General features: G+C 54.6%; 15 protein-coding genes. 5 read left to right on the top strand and 10 right to left on the bottom strand.

The genetic code is table 11. From position 1 onward, the window contains the following. Positions 1-115: 115 nt before the first annotated feature. The 5 genes from licT to rhlE all read right to left on the bottom strand — a co-directional run bounded on the left by licT (position 116) and on the right by rhlE (position 6,054). Positions 116-955 (bottom strand): BglG family transcription antiterminator LicT, encoded by an 840-nt coding sequence (gene licT, locus HMPREF0201_RS05320; protein WP_016535470.1) that lies wholly within the window; start codon positions 953-955, stop codon positions 116-118. 162 nt (positions 956-1,117) lie between these two features. Continuing rightward, a complete protein-coding gene (gene surE / locus HMPREF0201_RS05315) occupies positions 1,118-2,008 on the bottom strand; it encodes a 5'/3'-nucleotidase SurE (RefSeq protein ID WP_016535469.1) in 891 nt (296 codons plus the stop codon). A 26-nt stretch (positions 2,009-2,034) separates the two neighbouring features. Next, entirely contained in the window at positions 2,035-3,357 is a 1,323-nt protein-coding gene (locus tag HMPREF0201_RS05310; RefSeq protein ID WP_115586270.1) for an OprD family outer membrane porin, read from the bottom strand. Between the two features lie 294 nt (positions 3,358-3,651). Continuing rightward, positions 3,652-4,587 carry a tRNA dihydrouridine(16) synthase DusC gene (gene dusC / locus HMPREF0201_RS05305; RefSeq protein ID WP_016535466.1) on the bottom strand — a complete coding sequence of 312 codons (936 nt, stop codon included), beginning with the start codon at positions 4,585-4,587 and terminating at the stop codon, positions 3,652-3,654. Positions 4,588-4,650: 63 nt separating this feature from the next. Next, the gene (gene rhlE / locus HMPREF0201_RS05300; protein WP_016535465.1) at positions 4,651-6,054 is read right to left on the bottom strand and encodes an ATP-dependent RNA helicase RhlE; all 1,404 of its coding nucleotides are present in this window, start codon (positions 6,052-6,054) and stop codon (positions 4,651-4,653) included. A gap of 254 nt (positions 6,055-6,308) precedes the next feature. Here rhlE and cecR point away from each other — a divergent pair, with 254 nt between their 5' ends. The 5 genes from cecR to HMPREF0201_RS05275 are packed head-to-tail and all read left to right on the top strand — an operon-like array spanning position 6,309 to position 11,979. Then, on the top strand, positions 6,309-7,004 hold the full coding sequence (cecR, locus tag HMPREF0201_RS05295; protein ID WP_016535464.1) for a transcriptional regulator CecR: 696 nt from the start codon (positions 6,309-6,311) through the stop codon (positions 7,002-7,004). Then, entirely contained in the window at positions 6,994-8,001 is a 1,008-nt protein-coding gene (gene hlyD, locus HMPREF0201_RS05290; RefSeq protein ID WP_016535463.1) for a secretion protein HlyD, read from the top strand. Before cecR ends, hlyD begins: the two co-directional genes overlap by 11 nt. Then, positions 7,988-9,736: an ATP-binding cassette domain-containing protein gene (locus HMPREF0201_RS05285; RefSeq protein WP_016535462.1), complete on the top strand. Its 1,749-nt coding sequence runs from the start codon at positions 7,988-7,990 to the stop codon at positions 9,734-9,736. Before hlyD ends, HMPREF0201_RS05285 begins: the two co-directional genes overlap by 14 nt. Beyond that, the gene (locus HMPREF0201_RS05280) at positions 9,723-10,862 is read left to right on the top strand and encodes an ABC transporter permease (RefSeq protein ID WP_016535461.1); all 1,140 of its coding nucleotides are present in this window, start codon (positions 9,723-9,725) and stop codon (positions 10,860-10,862) included. The genes HMPREF0201_RS05285 and HMPREF0201_RS05280 overlap by 14 nt, the downstream gene beginning before the upstream one ends. A gap of 10 nt (positions 10,863-10,872) precedes the next feature. Further along, positions 10,873-11,979: an ABC transporter permease gene (locus HMPREF0201_RS05275; RefSeq protein ID WP_016535460.1), complete on the top strand. Its 1,107-nt coding sequence runs from the start codon at positions 10,873-10,875 to the stop codon at positions 11,977-11,979. On the opposite strand, the gene HMPREF0201_RS05270 is transcribed toward HMPREF0201_RS05275, so the two are convergent. The 5 genes from HMPREF0201_RS05270 to moaC all read right to left on the bottom strand — a co-directional run bounded on the left by HMPREF0201_RS05270 (position 11,941) and on the right by moaC (position 14,535). Beyond that, positions 11,941-12,348 (bottom strand): YbhQ family protein, encoded by a 408-nt coding sequence (locus HMPREF0201_RS05270; RefSeq protein WP_039898012.1) that lies wholly within the window; start codon positions 12,346-12,348, stop codon positions 11,941-11,943. The two genes, HMPREF0201_RS05275 and HMPREF0201_RS05270, sit on opposite strands and share 39 nt — an antisense overlap. Positions 12,349-12,556: 208 nt before the next feature. Further along, positions 12,557-13,267 (bottom strand): Bax inhibitor-1/YccA family protein, encoded by a 711-nt coding sequence (locus HMPREF0201_RS05265; protein WP_016535458.1) that lies wholly within the window; start codon positions 13,265-13,267, stop codon positions 12,557-12,559. A 90-nt stretch (positions 13,268-13,357) separates the two neighbouring features. Further along, on the bottom strand, positions 13,358-13,810 hold the full coding sequence (gene moaE / locus HMPREF0201_RS05260; RefSeq protein ID WP_016535457.1) for a molybdopterin synthase catalytic subunit MoaE: 453 nt from the start codon (positions 13,808-13,810) through the stop codon (positions 13,358-13,360). Position 13,811: 1 nt separating this feature from the next. Then, positions 13,812-14,057, bottom strand: a complete 246-nt coding sequence (gene moaD / locus HMPREF0201_RS05255) for a molybdopterin synthase sulfur carrier subunit (protein WP_016535456.1) — start codon at positions 14,055-14,057, stop codon at positions 13,812-13,814. After that, complete coding sequence (gene moaC, locus HMPREF0201_RS05250; RefSeq protein WP_016535455.1) at positions 14,050-14,535, bottom strand: cyclic pyranopterin monophosphate synthase MoaC; 486 nt, start codon at positions 14,533-14,535, stop codon at positions 14,050-14,052. The genes moaD and moaC overlap by 8 nt, the downstream gene beginning before the upstream one ends. Positions 14,536-14,538 lie beyond the last annotated feature (3 nt).

Below are 14,538 nucleotides of genomic sequence, written 5' to 3'. Positions count from 1 at the left end.
CCCGAGGGCGAAATGTGCTGAGTAAGGTAAAAAAAAACCTGAGCAGGCTGCCCTCTCGCGGGGGAAACCAATGCTCAGGTTTTGCCTGCCGAAGCAGTAACAATCCTTTCAGTGTTTAAGCCTTTTGGCTTTCTTTGCGTACCCGCTCGATATGAATCGCGAGGAACATAATTTCTTCGTTGCTCAATTCACGTTGATAGTTTTTTGCAAGATGGTTCCGGAGCTTCTCGGCGCAGCGCCAGGCACAAGAATAGTTCTCTTTCACTGCCGCATGCAGCGTAATGTCGTCATCCGTTACCGTATTACGGGCCAGCATTCGCTGGGCAAAAAATTTCAGATGCGTCACAAAACGCTGATAGCTCAGGCTCTCCTCGTGATACTCGATTTGCAGTTGGTATTTGACGATATGCAGAGTCTCCTGCATGACGCGCGTGACCTCCATCACCTCCGGCATTTCGCCGTTCAGCTGCGCGGTGACCAGATGGAGGGCAATAAAGCCCGCCTCGTCTTCGGCAAGCTTTACTTCCAGCCGTGCCTCGATAATCTCCAGCGCTTCCAGCCCCAGCTGAAACTCCCTGGGGTAAAGACGCTTGATTTCCCAAAGCTGTGCATTGCGGATCGACACCCCCTTGCTCTGCCGTTCTATAGCAAAATGGCAGTGATCGGTCAGAGAGACGTAGAGGCTTTCCTGAAGTTTGCCCAGCCGCTCGCGAGCGCGCTGAATAATACGATCGCAGGTGGTCATGACCTCCAGCGGGATCTGGTTGAGTAATTCGCTCAGCCTGGCTACCAGCTCATCACTTTGAAGAGAAAAGACCTTTTCAATTTTTTCACGTTCGAGGGCATCTCCCGGCTGCTTTTGAAAACCCAACCCACGGCCCATGACTACCTGTTCTCGCTGATTTTCATCAAGGATAACCACGACGTTATTGTTGAGTATTTTGGCTATTTTCATGGCTACCCCGGAAACAAAAAAACCTGACCTCCGGCTAAGCCAGATAATCAGGTTTTGCCTGCACGATGCAGTAACAATCCAACCAGCCCAATCTACCAGAAGAAGCACGCCACTCAACCTTACGGGCGATAAAGCGTGAGGCCGATCGTATCTGGTAGCGGTTTATTGGGTGTCGATTAATCCGGCCAGCCGCTGGCGATACTGCGGCTGGAAGTGCGAGGCATTCCACTCGCCGTCAAAAATAGTCCAGGTTATATAGCCGCGGTTCAGCCAGCCGGTGTCCGTGTCGTTATCAACCGGGGTCAGCACATCCTGGCTCATAATCTGCTGCGCTTTTCCATCCGGCAAAATTTTGTAGAAATGCTGTGCTATCGGGAATTGTTCGTTCTCCACAAACTTCATACCGCGAATGGCACGTTTCTCAAGCGGGGGATAATTAATGCTCAGCCCGGAACCTATAGGTAATACCGGCAGGCCAGGACGCCAGTTTTTGCCCAGTTCATCCACGACGCCAACAATATAGTCAACCGAATCCGGCCAGTATTTCTGAGTGCTTGGCCAGCCACCTTTCATCTCTTTTTCATTAAGAAGGTAGCCAATGCTGGCGGCTATCGCCGGGTAGCCGTAGCGTACAGCGCGTGCAGCCGCGCCAATGGTGCCTGAGTTAAGCTGCGCCACGCCGGTATTCGGCCCGTCGTTAACGCCCGATATGACTAGGTCCGGCAGAGCATCTTTCATCACGCCCAGTAAAGCAAAATCAACGGAATCTGCCGGCGTGCCGGGGAAGCAATAGCGCTTTTCAGCCACTTTTTTGACGTCAAAAATCTTATTCGGCTTAAAGCTTATGGCCGAGCCAATGCCGCTTTGGTTGGTCGCAGGAGCCACCATCCAGACGTCATAACCTTTCTCCTGCAATTTGTCCTGCAAAGAAGTTGTGCCTACGGACTGGCAGCCGTCGTCATTAACCAGCAGAATTCGCATAGGGCGCTCAGCCGCACCGGCAGGTCCCGCTATGAGGGCTACAGCCAATAAAACGAAAAGTTTACTTTTCATTATTTACATCTCCTTGTAGTTTCTCTTCAGAATAAATTAAAAAGATATTCCACACGCACGGTGCCACCCACCCCTTTAGCCCGGCGATAAGTTTTCCCGTCGTGAGTGAGTAAAGGGTCCTGTTTTGCATTTATTTTCCAACCATAGGCTGGACCAAATCCGGAGAAGATATTCAAACCTTTAATTTGGGGAACATCCCAGGATATAAAACCGCCGTACTCCCACTCTTTTAACGACACGCCTTCATATTTCATGCCATAACCATAATTGCCATATATACCGACCTGAAGCGCAGGGCTAATTCGGTACTGGCTATATAAATAAACCATGCTTTCGCCGTCTTTTACATAATCATTACCCTCACCGTCAGCTTTGCTATTAAAAGCGCCGCGGGTGTTTTTACCAAACTGCCAGTAGAACTGCCCAAGACCATTATTAAGCCTGGCTCGGGTATACGACCAGCCAACGCCTGATTCAGAGGCACCGAATTGATAGCCCACCAGGCCAAACCAATGCTGGGCGCTATGGGTAAAGGCTCGTACCCCTTCCCACTCTCCAAGGCCCCGGGCGTAGTAATAAACGCCGCGAGCCAGCAAATTGGCTTTGGGGCTTAGCGCGACGACGGTGTTCGCTTCCAGCCCGTGGCGTAACAAATAGTTTTTGCTTTCAGCGGTAATAAAACTGACTTTACTGCCTTTTTCTGGAACCCAGCTCAGCTCCCCGGTGGCGATATAGTCGATGCGCTTATTGCTTTTCAGGGTCATAAAGCGGCGTTTTTCCGGCTCGTCCCGCTCGGAAAAACGATCCACCAGCGCGGCTTTGGCGGTGAGCTTATCCCAGACCAGCTCCGAGCTGATCCCCTGCCAGCTGCTCGGCACCGCGCGGCTGCGTGTGACGCTCAAAGCGCCCAATTTGTAGAGCTGTTTCCAGCCGGCCCAAAGAGATAAGTGCAGTCGTTGATCGCCCCAACGTGCTTTGGCGTAAACTTGCCCGAATTTGTTAAACCCTTCGGCCCGGCCGTTGTTGTCCCTCAGCAGATCACGACCGGCAAAGTCTTTATTAGCGTACAGCTTGCTGGCACCGTACCACGAAGCATCGAAACCAACGCTGTCCCACGCCCAGCCGCTCTGCCAGTCAAGATGTATGCCCTGCGCCCAGGCGTTTTGATTGCTGACCCCAAGCTCCGAGAAGGTATCGGTGGTGTTGAGCATCCAGACATTGCTCAGTTTCAGACCAAGATGGCTGCCGGATATAAAATTGCTGCCGGGGAGGCTGGCCTGCAACCGGGGTAAAAAACCTGCGCCGAGCAGAAGAATAAAACCGCTGATTATTTTTAGCTGTGTTTTCATAATAAACATCCGTTGTTGTTTATTTAGTAAATAAGAAGCAAAAAAAAACCTAAGTGCCTGGCACCCCTTTCGGGAGCAGACACTTAGGTTTTGCCTGTTAGACAGTAACAATCCTGGAAATAGTTTACGCGCTCATACTCTCACCGCAATAAAATAACATCCAGAAAAAATATTATAAAAAATACAAAACTGTGAGATACATTCAGCAATAAAGCAAAGTCATTAATAAATGATAAGCCAGCCAGCTCATGCCCGTTAATAATAGAATAGTTAACGGGCACAAGTAAATATAAGCTATTTTTGATTGCAAATTACATTAGCTATTTCGCCAGATTTTTTCAGCGTACGGATCGTTGAGAATAACTCCGTGGCCTCCACGTATTCTTTACGCAAGTAGCCCAGCCACTGCTTAATGCGCGCTACGTGATACATACCGGTATCGCCCTGTTTTTCCAGGCGGCTGTATTTTTGCAGTAACTTAACCACTTCCGGCCAGGACATGCGCGCTTCGTTATATTTAATGACCCGGCTCAGGTTAGGCACGTTCAATGCGCCGCGGCCAATCATCACGGAGTCACAGCCGGTTGCCGCCAGGCAGTCCTGAGCGCTTTGCCAGTCCCAGATTTCACCGTTAGCGATAACCGGAATCGACAGGCGCTGACGAATTTCGCCGATAGCGCCCCAGTTGATCAGCTCGGCTTTATAGCCGTCTTCTTTGGTTCTGCCGTGAACCACCAGCTCCGTCGCTCCCGCCTGCTGTACCGCATCGGCAATTTCAAACTGCCGCGCGCCGCTGTCCCAGCCGAGGCGAATTTTTACCGTGACAGGTAAATGTGAAGGCACCGCCTCACGCATGGCTTTCGCCCCGCGATAAATGAGTTCGGGATCTTTCAGCAGGGTAGCTCCACCGCCGCTACCGTTGACCAACTTTGACGGACAGCCGCAGTTTAAATCAACGCCCCAGGAGCCAAGCTCTACCGCGCGAGCGGCGTTTTCCGCCAACCATTGCGGGTACTGACCAAGCAATTGAACACGCACCAGAGTGCCGGACGGCGTACGACTTGCGTGGTTAAGTTCGGGGCAAAGCTTAAGGAAGGATTTTACCGGCAATAACTGATCGACCACGCGAAGAAACTCGGTGATACAGAGATCGTAGTCGTTAACTTCAGTGAGAAGTTCGCGAACAAGGGAGTCGAGCACGCCCTCCATCGGGGCAAGAAGAACACGCATGACGTTACCAGATATAAAAAGAGGCGCTATGTTAGCGCCTCTTCGATTGAACTCAAATGTTCTTTACTGGGCAGCAGCCGGTTTACGCGGCGGGCGACGACGACGAGCGTTGTCTCCAGCCGGTTTAGCCGCGCCTTCACCCTGAGGTTTACCGCTGCGGCGAGGTGCGCTGCTGCGTTCGCCGGAAGCATTAGCATTGCCGCCGTTGCCGCCGCGACGCTGGCCTTGCCCCTGGCTCTGACCACCGCGACCGCCCTGACCCTGGCCGCCACGACCGCCGCCGCCGCGCTGCTGGCGACCGTTCACGATAGGTTCAGCCGGGATAGACGGGTCAACATCATAGCCCGCAAGTGCCATACGCGGGATCTCACGTTTCAACAGGCGCTCGATATCACGCAGCAGTTTGTGCTCATCCACGCAAACCAGAGACAGCGCTTCGCCGGTTGCCGCAGCACGGCCGGTACGACCAATACGGTGGACGTAATCTTCCGGCACATTTGGCAGCTCGTAGTTCACAACGTGGGGCAGCTCTTCGATATCCAGGCCACGGGCCGCGATGTCGGTTGCCACCAGCACGCGGATAGCTCCGCTTTTAAAGTCGGCCAATGCGCGAGTACGCGCGCCCTGGCTTTTGTTACCGTGAATAGCCGCAGCGGTAATACCGTCTTTTTGCAGCTGTTCAGCGAGGTGGTTGGCGCCGTGTTTGGTACGGGTAAAGACCAGAACCTGCTGCCAGTTACCTTCGCCAATCATCTGCGACAGCAGTTCCCGTTTACGTTTCTTATCAACGAAGTGAACGTGCTGAGTCACCTGCTCGGAAGCGGTATTGCGGCGAGCGACCTCAACTTCTTCCGGGTTATGCAGCAGCTTTTCAGCCAGCCCTTTAATGTCGTCGGAGAAAGTTGCGGAGAACAGCAGGTTCTGGCGGCGGGTTGGCAGTTTTGCCAGCACGCGGCGAATGTCGTGGATAAAGCCCATATCCAGCATGCGGTCGGCTTCATCCAGAACCAGAATCTCAACCTGGTCGAGTTTAACGGCGTTCTGATGCTCAAGATCCAGCAGGCGACCCGGGGTCGCTACCAGCACATCAACGCCGCTACGCAGTTTCATCATCTGCGGATTAATGCTCACGCCGCCGAAGACCACCAGCGAACGGATATTCAAATATTTACTGTAGTCGCGGACGTTCTCGCCAATCTGAGCCGCAAGTTCACGGGTCGGAGTGAGGATCAGCGCACGAACCGGGCGACGGCCCTTAAGGTGCGGCGCATTGTCGGTCAAACGCTGTAACAGTGGCAGGGTAAAGCCTGCGGTCTTACCGGTGCCGGTTTGGGCACTGGCCATCAGATCACGGCCTGATAACACTACCGGAATTGCCTGACGTTGGATTGGGGTAGGCTCACGATAGCCCTGCTCTTCCACCGCACGCAAAATATCGGCATTCAGGCCGAGAGAATCAAAAGACATAGGAACTCCAGAACCGCCCTGACCGCGTTTCGCGGTGTAGTTTCCAGGGGGAACATCACGCGCCAGCGCAAGGCTGGCGAAGAGAGGAGGCGCAAACCACGGCGCCGTTCGGGATGCAGTGTAGCAGTTTTTGTGATCTTCCGCATAAATTCTCACTTTACCCACCGTTGACAGAATAAAGCCTTGCGCTGGACAGGGGTGATAACTTTGCTTACGCTTAATCAATCGATTGATTAACTTTTTAAGAGGTCGGTATGAACGCAGGACCGACGCCGGTCACCAGCCGCGGTGAGCAGGCAAAAAACACGCTGATATCCGCGGCTATTGCTCAGTTTGCCGAATACGGAATGCATGCGACCACGCGAGATATTGCCGCGCAGGCCGGGCAAAATATCGCCGCCATTACTTACTACTTCGGTTCCAAAGAAGAGCTGTATATGGCATCGGCCCAGTGGATTGCCGACTTTATCAGCGTTAACTTCCAGCAGCACGTTACGCAGGCCGAAACGCTTCTTGCCCAGCCCGCTCCTGATAAAGCGAAAATCCGCGAGCTTATCCATACCGCGCTTGGGCAAATGCTGGCCCTGTTGACCTCCGACAATACGCTGAACCTGAGCAAATTTATCTCCCGCGAGCAGCTTTCCCCGACCGCTGCCTACCAGTTGATCCACGCTCAGGTTATCGACCCAATGCATTCCCTGCTCACCACTCTGGTTGCCCACTACACTGGACGGGATGCTTTCGATACTGAAACTATTTTGCATACCCACACGCTGCTCGGCCAGGTGCTGGCCTTCAGGCTCGGGCGCGAAACGATTCTGTTGCGTACCGGCTGGCCGCAGTTTGACCAGGCCAAAGTGCAGCAAATAAGCCGCGTGGTGCTTAGCCACGTCGATTTCATCCTGCAGGGATTATCCATAAACGGAGGAAGAACGAGCGATGAACAATAAGAAGCCGGTTATTGTCGCCGTTGTGATTTTAGCGCTGGTAGCCGCGGCATTTGGCGGCTGGAAATGGTATCAGGGCAGGCAGGACGACGGGCTGACGCTGTACGGCAACGTCGATATTCGCACCGTTAACCTCAGCTTCCGGGTGGGGGGCCGCCTTGCCGCGCTGGAGGTGGACGAAGGCGATGCAATCAAATCCGGCGAGCCGCTGGGACTGCTCGATAAAGCCCCCTATGAAAATGCATTACGCCAGGCCGAGGCCAACGTGGCCGCAGCCCAGGCAAAATATGACTTAATTATTGCGGGCTACCGCGATGAAGAGATTGCCCAGGCTGCGGCCCAGGTGAACCAGGCTCAGGCCGCCTATGATTACGCCCAGAACTTTTATCAGCGCCAGCAAGGGCTGTGGGCCACACGCACCATATCTGCTAACGAATTAGAAAACGCCCGTTCCTCCAGCGAACAGGCAAAAGCCACGCTGAAAGCGGCAAAAGATAAGCTTAGCCAGTATCGCAGCGGCAACCGTCCGCAGGAAATTGCCCAGGCTCAGGCCAGTTTGCAGCAGGCAAAAGCCCAGCTCGCACAGTCTCAGCTCGATTTGCAGGACACTACCCTAATTGCGCCGTCTGACGGCACGCTGCTGACCCGCGCCGTTGAGCCAGGCAGCATGCTCAACGCTGGCAGCACGGTGCTCACGCTGTCTCTTACCCGCCCGGTGTGGATCCGCGCCTATATCAATGAGGCCAGCCTCGGCGAGGCTAAACCGGGAAGCGAGCTGCTGATTTATACCGACGGCCGTCCGGATAAGCCGTACCACGGCAAAATTGGCTTTGTCTCCCCTACGGCAGAATTCACGCCTAAAACCGTAGAAACGCCTGATTTACGCACAGACCTGGTTTATCGCCTGCGAATTATCGTCACCGATGCGGATGACGCCCTGCGCCAGGGGATGCCGGTTACGGTGAAATTCAACGGCGGAACTCAGCATGAGCAACAATAAAGCGACAATTCGCCTCCAGGGGTTGATGAAGCGCTTTCCGGATCTGGAGAAACCCGCTGTCGCCAGCCTGGATTGCGAAATTCATGCCGGTGCGGTGACCGGTTTAGTCGGCCCGGATGGGGCGGGCAAAACGACCCTGATGAGGATGCTGGCCGGATTATTGAAACCCAGCGAAGGTACGGCTTCGGTGATTGGCCTCGACCCGATTAAAGACGATCGCGCCCTCCACGCCGAGCTCGGCTATATGCCGCAAAAATTCGGCCTGTACGAAGATTTAACGGTGATGGAAAACCTCACCTTGTATGCCGACCTGCGCGGCGTGACCGGTGAAGAACGCAAAAGCACCTTTGAAAGACTGCTGGAATTTACCTCCCTTGGGCCATTTACCGCTCGGCTCGCGGGCAAACTTTCCGGCGGCATGAAGCAAAAACTTGGCCTCGCCTGCACCCTCGTCGGCCAGCCCAAAGTGCTGCTGCTCGACGAGCCTGGCGTGGGGGTCGACCCGATATCCCGGCGTGAGCTGTGGCAAATGGTTCACGAGCTTGCCGGAGAAGGCATGCTGATTCTGTGGAGCACCTCTTACCTCGATGAAGCCGAACAGTGCCGGGAAATTTTGCTGATGAACGAAGGCGAGCTGCTGTACCACGGCGCGCCCAAAGAGCTCACGCAAAAAATGGCAGGGCGCTCTTTGCTGGTCAGCCATGAGGGCGAGAATAATCGCCAGTTGCTACAGCGGGCCCTGAAAATGCCGCAGGTAAGCGATGGCGTCATTCAGGGGCGCTCGGTGCGCCTGATCCTTGCCAAACAGGCTGATGTTAGCGACCTGGCCGCGGCGCTCAATATCCCCGAGTCCGGCTTCAAAGAGACCGACCCGCGCTTTGAAGATGCGTTTATCGACCTGCTCGGCGGCGCGGGGGCTAATGAATCGCCTTTGGGCGACATTCTTCACACCGTGGAAGGCGAAGCCAGCGAGACGGTGATTCAGGCCAAAGAGCTGACCAAAAAATTTGGCGATTTCGCGGCTACCGACCACGTTAACTTCGCCGTTAAGCGCGGGGAAATCTTCGGCCTGCTGGGACCTAATGGGGCTGGGAAATCCACGACTTTCAAGATGATGTGCGGTTTGTTAGTCCCCACTTCGGGTAAAGCGCTGGTGCTGGATATGGATCTGAAAACCAGCTCCGGCAAAGCGCGGCAGCACCTGGGCTATATGGCGCAAAAATTTTCCCTCTACGGCAACCTGACGGTAGCGCAGAACCTGCGGTTTTTCTCCGGCGTTTACGGCCTGCGCGGGCGTGCCCAGCAGGAAAAAATTAGCCGGATGAGCGAAGCCTTTGCGCTCCAGCCGATAGCTAACAGCACCACGGACTCGCTGCCGCTCGGCTTCAAACAGCGCCTGGCGCTCGCCTGTTCGCTGATGCACGAGCCGGACATTCTGTTTCTCGACGAACCGACTTCCGGCGTCGACCCCATCACCCGCCGGGAATTCTGGCTGCATATCAACAGCATGGTGGAGAAAGGCGTTACCGTGATGGTAACCACTCACTTCATGGACGAAGCCGAATACTGCGACCGCATCGGCCTGGTTTATCGCGGCAAGCTTATCGCCAGCGGCACGCCGGACGACCTGAAGCGGCAGGTAGCGGACGATGAAACGCCTGACCCAACGATGGAGCAGGCGTTTATCGGGCTAATCCACGAATGGGATAAGGAGCATCACGATGAGCGAACATAACCAGCTGGTGTCGTGGCGTCGCGTCCGCGCTTTATGCATTAAAGAGACGCGTCAAATCGTGCGTGACCCCAGCAGTTGGCTGATTGCCGTAGTTATCCCGCTGCTGCTGCTGTTTATTTTTGGCTACGGGATTAACCTTGATTCCAGCCGCCTGCACGTCGGTGTGCTGGTAGAGCAGCAAAGCGACGAGGCGCTGGACTTCACGCACGCCATTAGCGCCTCGCCTTTTATTCAACCCACGATCAGCGATAACCGCGAGTATTTGGTTCAACTGATGCAGGCCGGGAAGATTCGTGGCCTGGTGACTATCCCGACGGATTTTGCCCAGAATATGGCTCGCCCCGGTGCCAGCGCGCCGATTCAGGTAATAACCGACGGCAGCGAACCTAATACCGCCAACTTTGTTCAGGGCTATATGCAGGGGATCTGGCAGCTTTGGCAGCAGCAGCGAGCTGAGGATCGCGGAGAGAGTTTTGAACCGCTGATTGACGTGCAGCTCCGCTACTGGTTTAACCCGGCGGCCATCAGCCAGCATTTTATCATCCCCGGCGCGGTCACTATTATCATGACCGTGATAGGCGCTATCCTCACCTCTCTGGTAGTTGCCCGTGAATGGGAGCGCGGCACTATGGAAGCCCTGCTCTCTACTCAGGTCACGCGTACCGAGCTGCTGCTGTGCAAATTAGTGCCTTATTACGTGCTGGGTATGCTGGCGATGCTGCTGTGTATGCTGGTGACCGTGTTTATTCTCGGAGTGCCGTGGCGTGGCTCACTGATTTTGCTGTTCCTGATAACCAGCCTGTTTTTACTCAGCACGCTTGGCATGGGGCTGCTGATTTCCACCATCACCCGTAACCAGTTTAACGCCGCCCAGGTGGCGCTGAATGCGGCATTTCTGCCCTCGATAATGCTTTCCGGCTTTATCTTCCAGATAGACAGCATGCCGGCGATTATTCGGGCGGTGACTTATGTTATCCCGGCTCGTTATTTTGTCAGCACCCTGCAAAGCCTGTTCCTGGCGGGGAATATTACCTCGGTGCTGATCGTGAATATGCTGTTTTTAATTGCCTCGGCGGTGATGTTTATTGGCCTGACGGCGCTAAAAACCAAACGTCGGCTCGATTAAGGGAGAAGGCATGTTTTATCGTTTATGGACGTTGATACGCAAAGAACTTCAGTCGCTGCTGCGTGAACCTCAGACCCGCGCCATCCTTATTCTGCCGGTGCTGATTCAGGTAATCCTGTTTCCTTTTGCCGCCACGCTTGAGGTGACAAATGCCACCATTGCCATCTACAACGAAGATAACGGCAGCCAGTCGGTGGAGTTGACCCAGCGCTTTGCCCGCGCCAGCGCCTTCAGCAACGTGCTGCTGCTGAAAAGCCCGCAGGAGATCCAGCCGACTATCGACAACCAGAAAGCACTGCTGCTGATTCGTTTTCCGGCTAACTTTTCACGCGATCTGGCAAGCCAGCAGCCTGCCAAACTGCAAATACTGCTGGACGGACGCAACTCCAACAGCGCGCAAATCGCCGCCAATTATCTCCAGCAGATAGTCAACAACTACCAGCAGGAGCTGATGACGGGCATGCCAAAGCCGAACAACAGCGAGCTGGTTGTCCGCAACTGGTATAACCCAAATCTTGATTACAAATGGTTCGTGGTGCCGTCGCTGATTGCCATGATAACCACCATTGGCGTAATGATCGTAACGTCACTTTCCGTGGCACGCGAACGCGAACAGGGCACGCTCGACCAGCTGCTGGTATCTCCCTTGGCAACGTGGCAAATATTCATCGGCAAGGCTGTTCCTGCGCAAATAGTAGCGCTGGTGCAGGCAACTATCGTGCTGGCTGTGGGCATTTGGGGTTACCACATTCCCTTCTCCGGCTCGCTGCTGCTGTTTTACTTCACGATGATTATTTACGGGCTGTCGCTGGTCGGATTTGGGCTGCTGATTTCGGCCCTGTGCTCAACGCAGCAGCAGGCGTTTATCGGGGTATTTGTCTTTATGATGCCCGCAATCCTGCTTTCAGGCTATGTTTCGCCGGTGGAAAACATGCCGGTATGGCTGCAAAACCTGACGTGGATTAACCCGATTCGCCACTTCACGGATATAACCAAGCAGATTTACCTGAAGGATGCGAGCTTTGACATTGTGTGGCAGAGTTTGTGGCCGCTGCTGGTGATAGCGGCCACGACCGGCTCAGCGGCGTACTGGATGTTTAGGCGCAAGATTGCCTGATTTGTCTTTAGCGAGCAGGGAGTAAATCGCGGGCCCGGCCAGCATAGCCAGGCCTGCCAGCACTAAAACGAGGTGACTTTGCACCACTCTTGAAAGCAGCCAGAGGGCAATCATCGCGGTGCCGAAGTACCAGGTAGTGGTCAGCTCTTCAAGAAAATCGCCGATGTCGCGCAGGCGGCCCGAATGGAAGCGCTGGAAGGTAAACATCAGCACTACCGTGAGAACATAAAGCAGGCACAGCCCTACCCCCACCGGGATCAGGGTTGCGGTTTTCCAGCCAACGAGCAGGGCAGCAACCACCGCAAGATGCAGCATAATCTGCCAGCAACCCAGTCCGGTTCTCACTCTTACACGTTGTTGCCACTTCATGGTTTATCTCCTGGAGTATTTCTTCCTGTTAATCAGAGTACGCAAGTGTACGGAAATTTCCTCAATACGCCCCCTTTTTGTGACAGGTATTGCAATATATTTCCGTTCAGGCTGGCAAAAGTGCTGGAGGAAAAACCAACAAAAGGATGGACTGCGGGGCCAAAAGCGTACTGAGATAGCCCTCTCCCCAAAGAGAGAGGGCATAATATTAGCGGCGGTTACCAAAAATACGCAGCAGCATCAGGAATAGGTTAATAAAGTCCAGATACAGCGTCAGCGCGCCAACAATTGAGTATTTACGCAGCATTTGTGCGTCGCGGGTATCTATCTGCTCGCCAATATTTTTCAGCTTCTGCGTGTCATAGGCGGTGAGGCCAACAAACACGATAACCCCGATGTAGGTAATCGCCCACATTAGCGCATCGCTCTTAAGCCAGAAGTTAACCAGCGACGCCAGCACGATACCGATAAGCGCCATAAACAGCATATTACCGAAGCCGCTCAGGTCGCGTTTCGTGGTGTAACCATACAGGCTCATCGCGCCGAACATCCCGCCGGCAACCACGAAGGTGCTGGCAATGGACGAATAGGTATAGACCAGGAAAATGCTCGCCATTGTCAGGCCGGTAAGCGCCGAATAGAGCATAAACAGCGTGGTAGCAACGCCTGCGCTAAGTCTGTTTACCATGCCGGAAATGACAAACACCAGCGCCAGCTGAGCGATAATCAGGCCAAAGAAAGTAATTTTACTGGAGAAAACGAACTCCATCACTGCCGGAGTGTTCGCCGCATACCAGGCGATAAATGCGGTAAGCAGCAGGCCGCAGGTCATCCAGCCGTAGACTTGCGCCATAAAGGTCTGGAGGCCGGTATTGGCACGCTGCACGATAGTCTCATTGGGACGCGGGAATCGGTCCATGATGCTTCCTCTGTATGGTAAATTAAGCTTCTGACGCGAGCTGTTTAGCTCACCCGCTTTAAGATTAACACATCCCGCCAGCCGCGCACCCTACCAGCGTTTAGCCGCCTGCTTATCGCTGTCTCTTGCTTCTACCCAGCGGTCGCCCTGCTGCGTGGCTTCCCGTTTCCAGAATGGCGCACGGGTTTTCAGGTAATCCATAATAAACTGCGCCGCATCAAAGGCCGAGCTGCGGTGCGCCCCGGTCACGCCGACAAAAACTATCTCATCGCCGGGCCACAGTTCGCCGATGCGGTGAATAACCGTAACCCGCTGTAGCGGCCAGCGGCTTCTGGCTTCGACGACGATTTCTTCCAGCGCTTTCTCCGTCATCCCCGGGTAATGCTCCAGCGTAAGGGCGCTGACGCTGTCCCCGAGGTTATGATTGCGGACCTTGCCGGTGAATGTGACTACCGCGCCGTCTTCGTCACATTGGGAAAGCCACTGGTACTCTTCCCCGACGTTAAAATTCTCGCGGCCAACGACTATGCGCGTGCTGTCCATTTTATCCTCCGGTTACCGGCGGGAAGAAAGCGACTTCATCGCCTTCGGCCAGCGGATGGTCAAAACTCACCAGCGTCTGGTTCACCGCCGCCAGCAATTTGCCGGACTCCAGCGCCAGCTCCCAGCGGCTCCCTTTCGCGGCCAGCGCCGCGCGCAGCTGTTCTACATCGCTATAGACTGCATCAACCGCCACGCTATCGCGGCCAACCAGCTCGCGAACCTGGGCAAAAAACAGTACGTTAAGCATCGTCGTCCACCCTGAAATCTCCGGATTTCCCGCCGCTTTTTGCCAGCAGGCGAACCGGGCCAATCACCATATCTTTTTGCACCGCTTTGCACATGTCATAAATGGTTAGCGCCGCCACCGAAGCCGCCGTCAGGGCTTCCATCTCAACGCCGGTTTTACCGGTCAACCGGCACAGGGACTCAATGCGCACGCGGTTATGCTCCAGCTGAGCCTCCAGCTTCAGCTCAACTTTACTGAGCATTAGCGGGTGGCATAGCGGGATAAGCTCCCAGGTCCGTTTGGCGGCCTGAATACCTGCGATACGCGCCGTCGCAAAGACATCGCCTTTGTGATGGCTGCCTTCGATAATCATCGCCAGCGTTTGAGGGAGCATGGTGACAAAAGCTTCCGCGCGGGCTTCCCGCACCGTTTCGGCCTTGGCGGAAACATCCACCATGTGCGCCTCTCCGGCGGCGTTAATATGGGTTAATTGCGACATAAC

The sequence above is a fragment of the Cedecea davisae DSM 4568 genome (assembly GCF_000412335.2).
Classification (GTDB): domain Bacteria; phylum Pseudomonadota; class Gammaproteobacteria; order Enterobacterales; family Enterobacteriaceae; genus Cedecea; species Cedecea davisae.
Note: the sequence above shows the minus strand (reverse complement) of the source record. Positions and strands in the feature narration are given on the sequence as shown.

Excerpts from the sequence above, each read along its gene's own strand:
- licT (WP_016535470.1), bottom strand. The coding sequence starts at position 955 with ATGAAAATAGCCAAAATACTCAACAATAACGTCGTGGTTATCCTTGAT.
- surE (WP_016535469.1), bottom strand. The coding sequence starts at position 2,008 with ATGAAAAGTAAACTTTTCGTTTTATTGGCTGTAGCCCTCATAGCGGGA.
- HMPREF0201_RS05310 (WP_115586270.1), bottom strand. The coding sequence starts at position 3,357 with ATGAAAACACAGCTAAAAATAATCAGCGGTTTTATTCTTCTGCTCGGC.
- dusC (WP_016535466.1), bottom strand. The coding sequence starts at position 4,587 with ATGCGTGTTCTTCTTGCCCCGATGGAGGGCGTGCTCGACTCCCTTGTT.
- rhlE (WP_016535465.1), bottom strand. The coding sequence starts at position 6,054 with ATGTCTTTTGATTCTCTCGGCCTGAATGCCGATATTTTGCGTGCGGTG.
- cecR (WP_016535464.1), top strand. The coding sequence starts at position 6,309 with ATGAACGCAGGACCGACGCCGGTCACCAGCCGCGGTGAGCAGGCAAAA.
- hlyD (WP_016535463.1), top strand. The coding sequence starts at position 6,994 with ATGAACAATAAGAAGCCGGTTATTGTCGCCGTTGTGATTTTAGCGCTG.
- HMPREF0201_RS05285 (WP_016535462.1), top strand. The coding sequence starts at position 7,988 with ATGAGCAACAATAAAGCGACAATTCGCCTCCAGGGGTTGATGAAGCGC.
- HMPREF0201_RS05280 (WP_016535461.1), top strand. The coding sequence starts at position 9,723 with ATGAGCGAACATAACCAGCTGGTGTCGTGGCGTCGCGTCCGCGCTTTA.
- HMPREF0201_RS05275 (WP_016535460.1), top strand. The coding sequence starts at position 10,873 with ATGTTTTATCGTTTATGGACGTTGATACGCAAAGAACTTCAGTCGCTG.
- HMPREF0201_RS05270 (WP_039898012.1), bottom strand. The coding sequence starts at position 12,348 with ATGAAGTGGCAACAACGTGTAAGAGTGAGAACCGGACTGGGTTGCTGG.
- HMPREF0201_RS05265 (WP_016535458.1), bottom strand. The coding sequence starts at position 13,267 with ATGGACCGATTCCCGCGTCCCAATGAGACTATCGTGCAGCGTGCCAAT.
- moaE (WP_016535457.1), bottom strand. The coding sequence starts at position 13,810 with ATGGACAGCACGCGCATAGTCGTTGGCCGCGAGAATTTTAACGTCGGG.
- moaD (WP_016535456.1), bottom strand. The coding sequence starts at position 14,057 with ATGCTTAACGTACTGTTTTTTGCCCAGGTTCGCGAGCTGGTTGGCCGC.
- moaC (WP_016535455.1), bottom strand. The coding sequence starts at position 14,535 with ATGTCGCAATTAACCCATATTAACGCCGCCGGAGAGGCGCACATGGTG.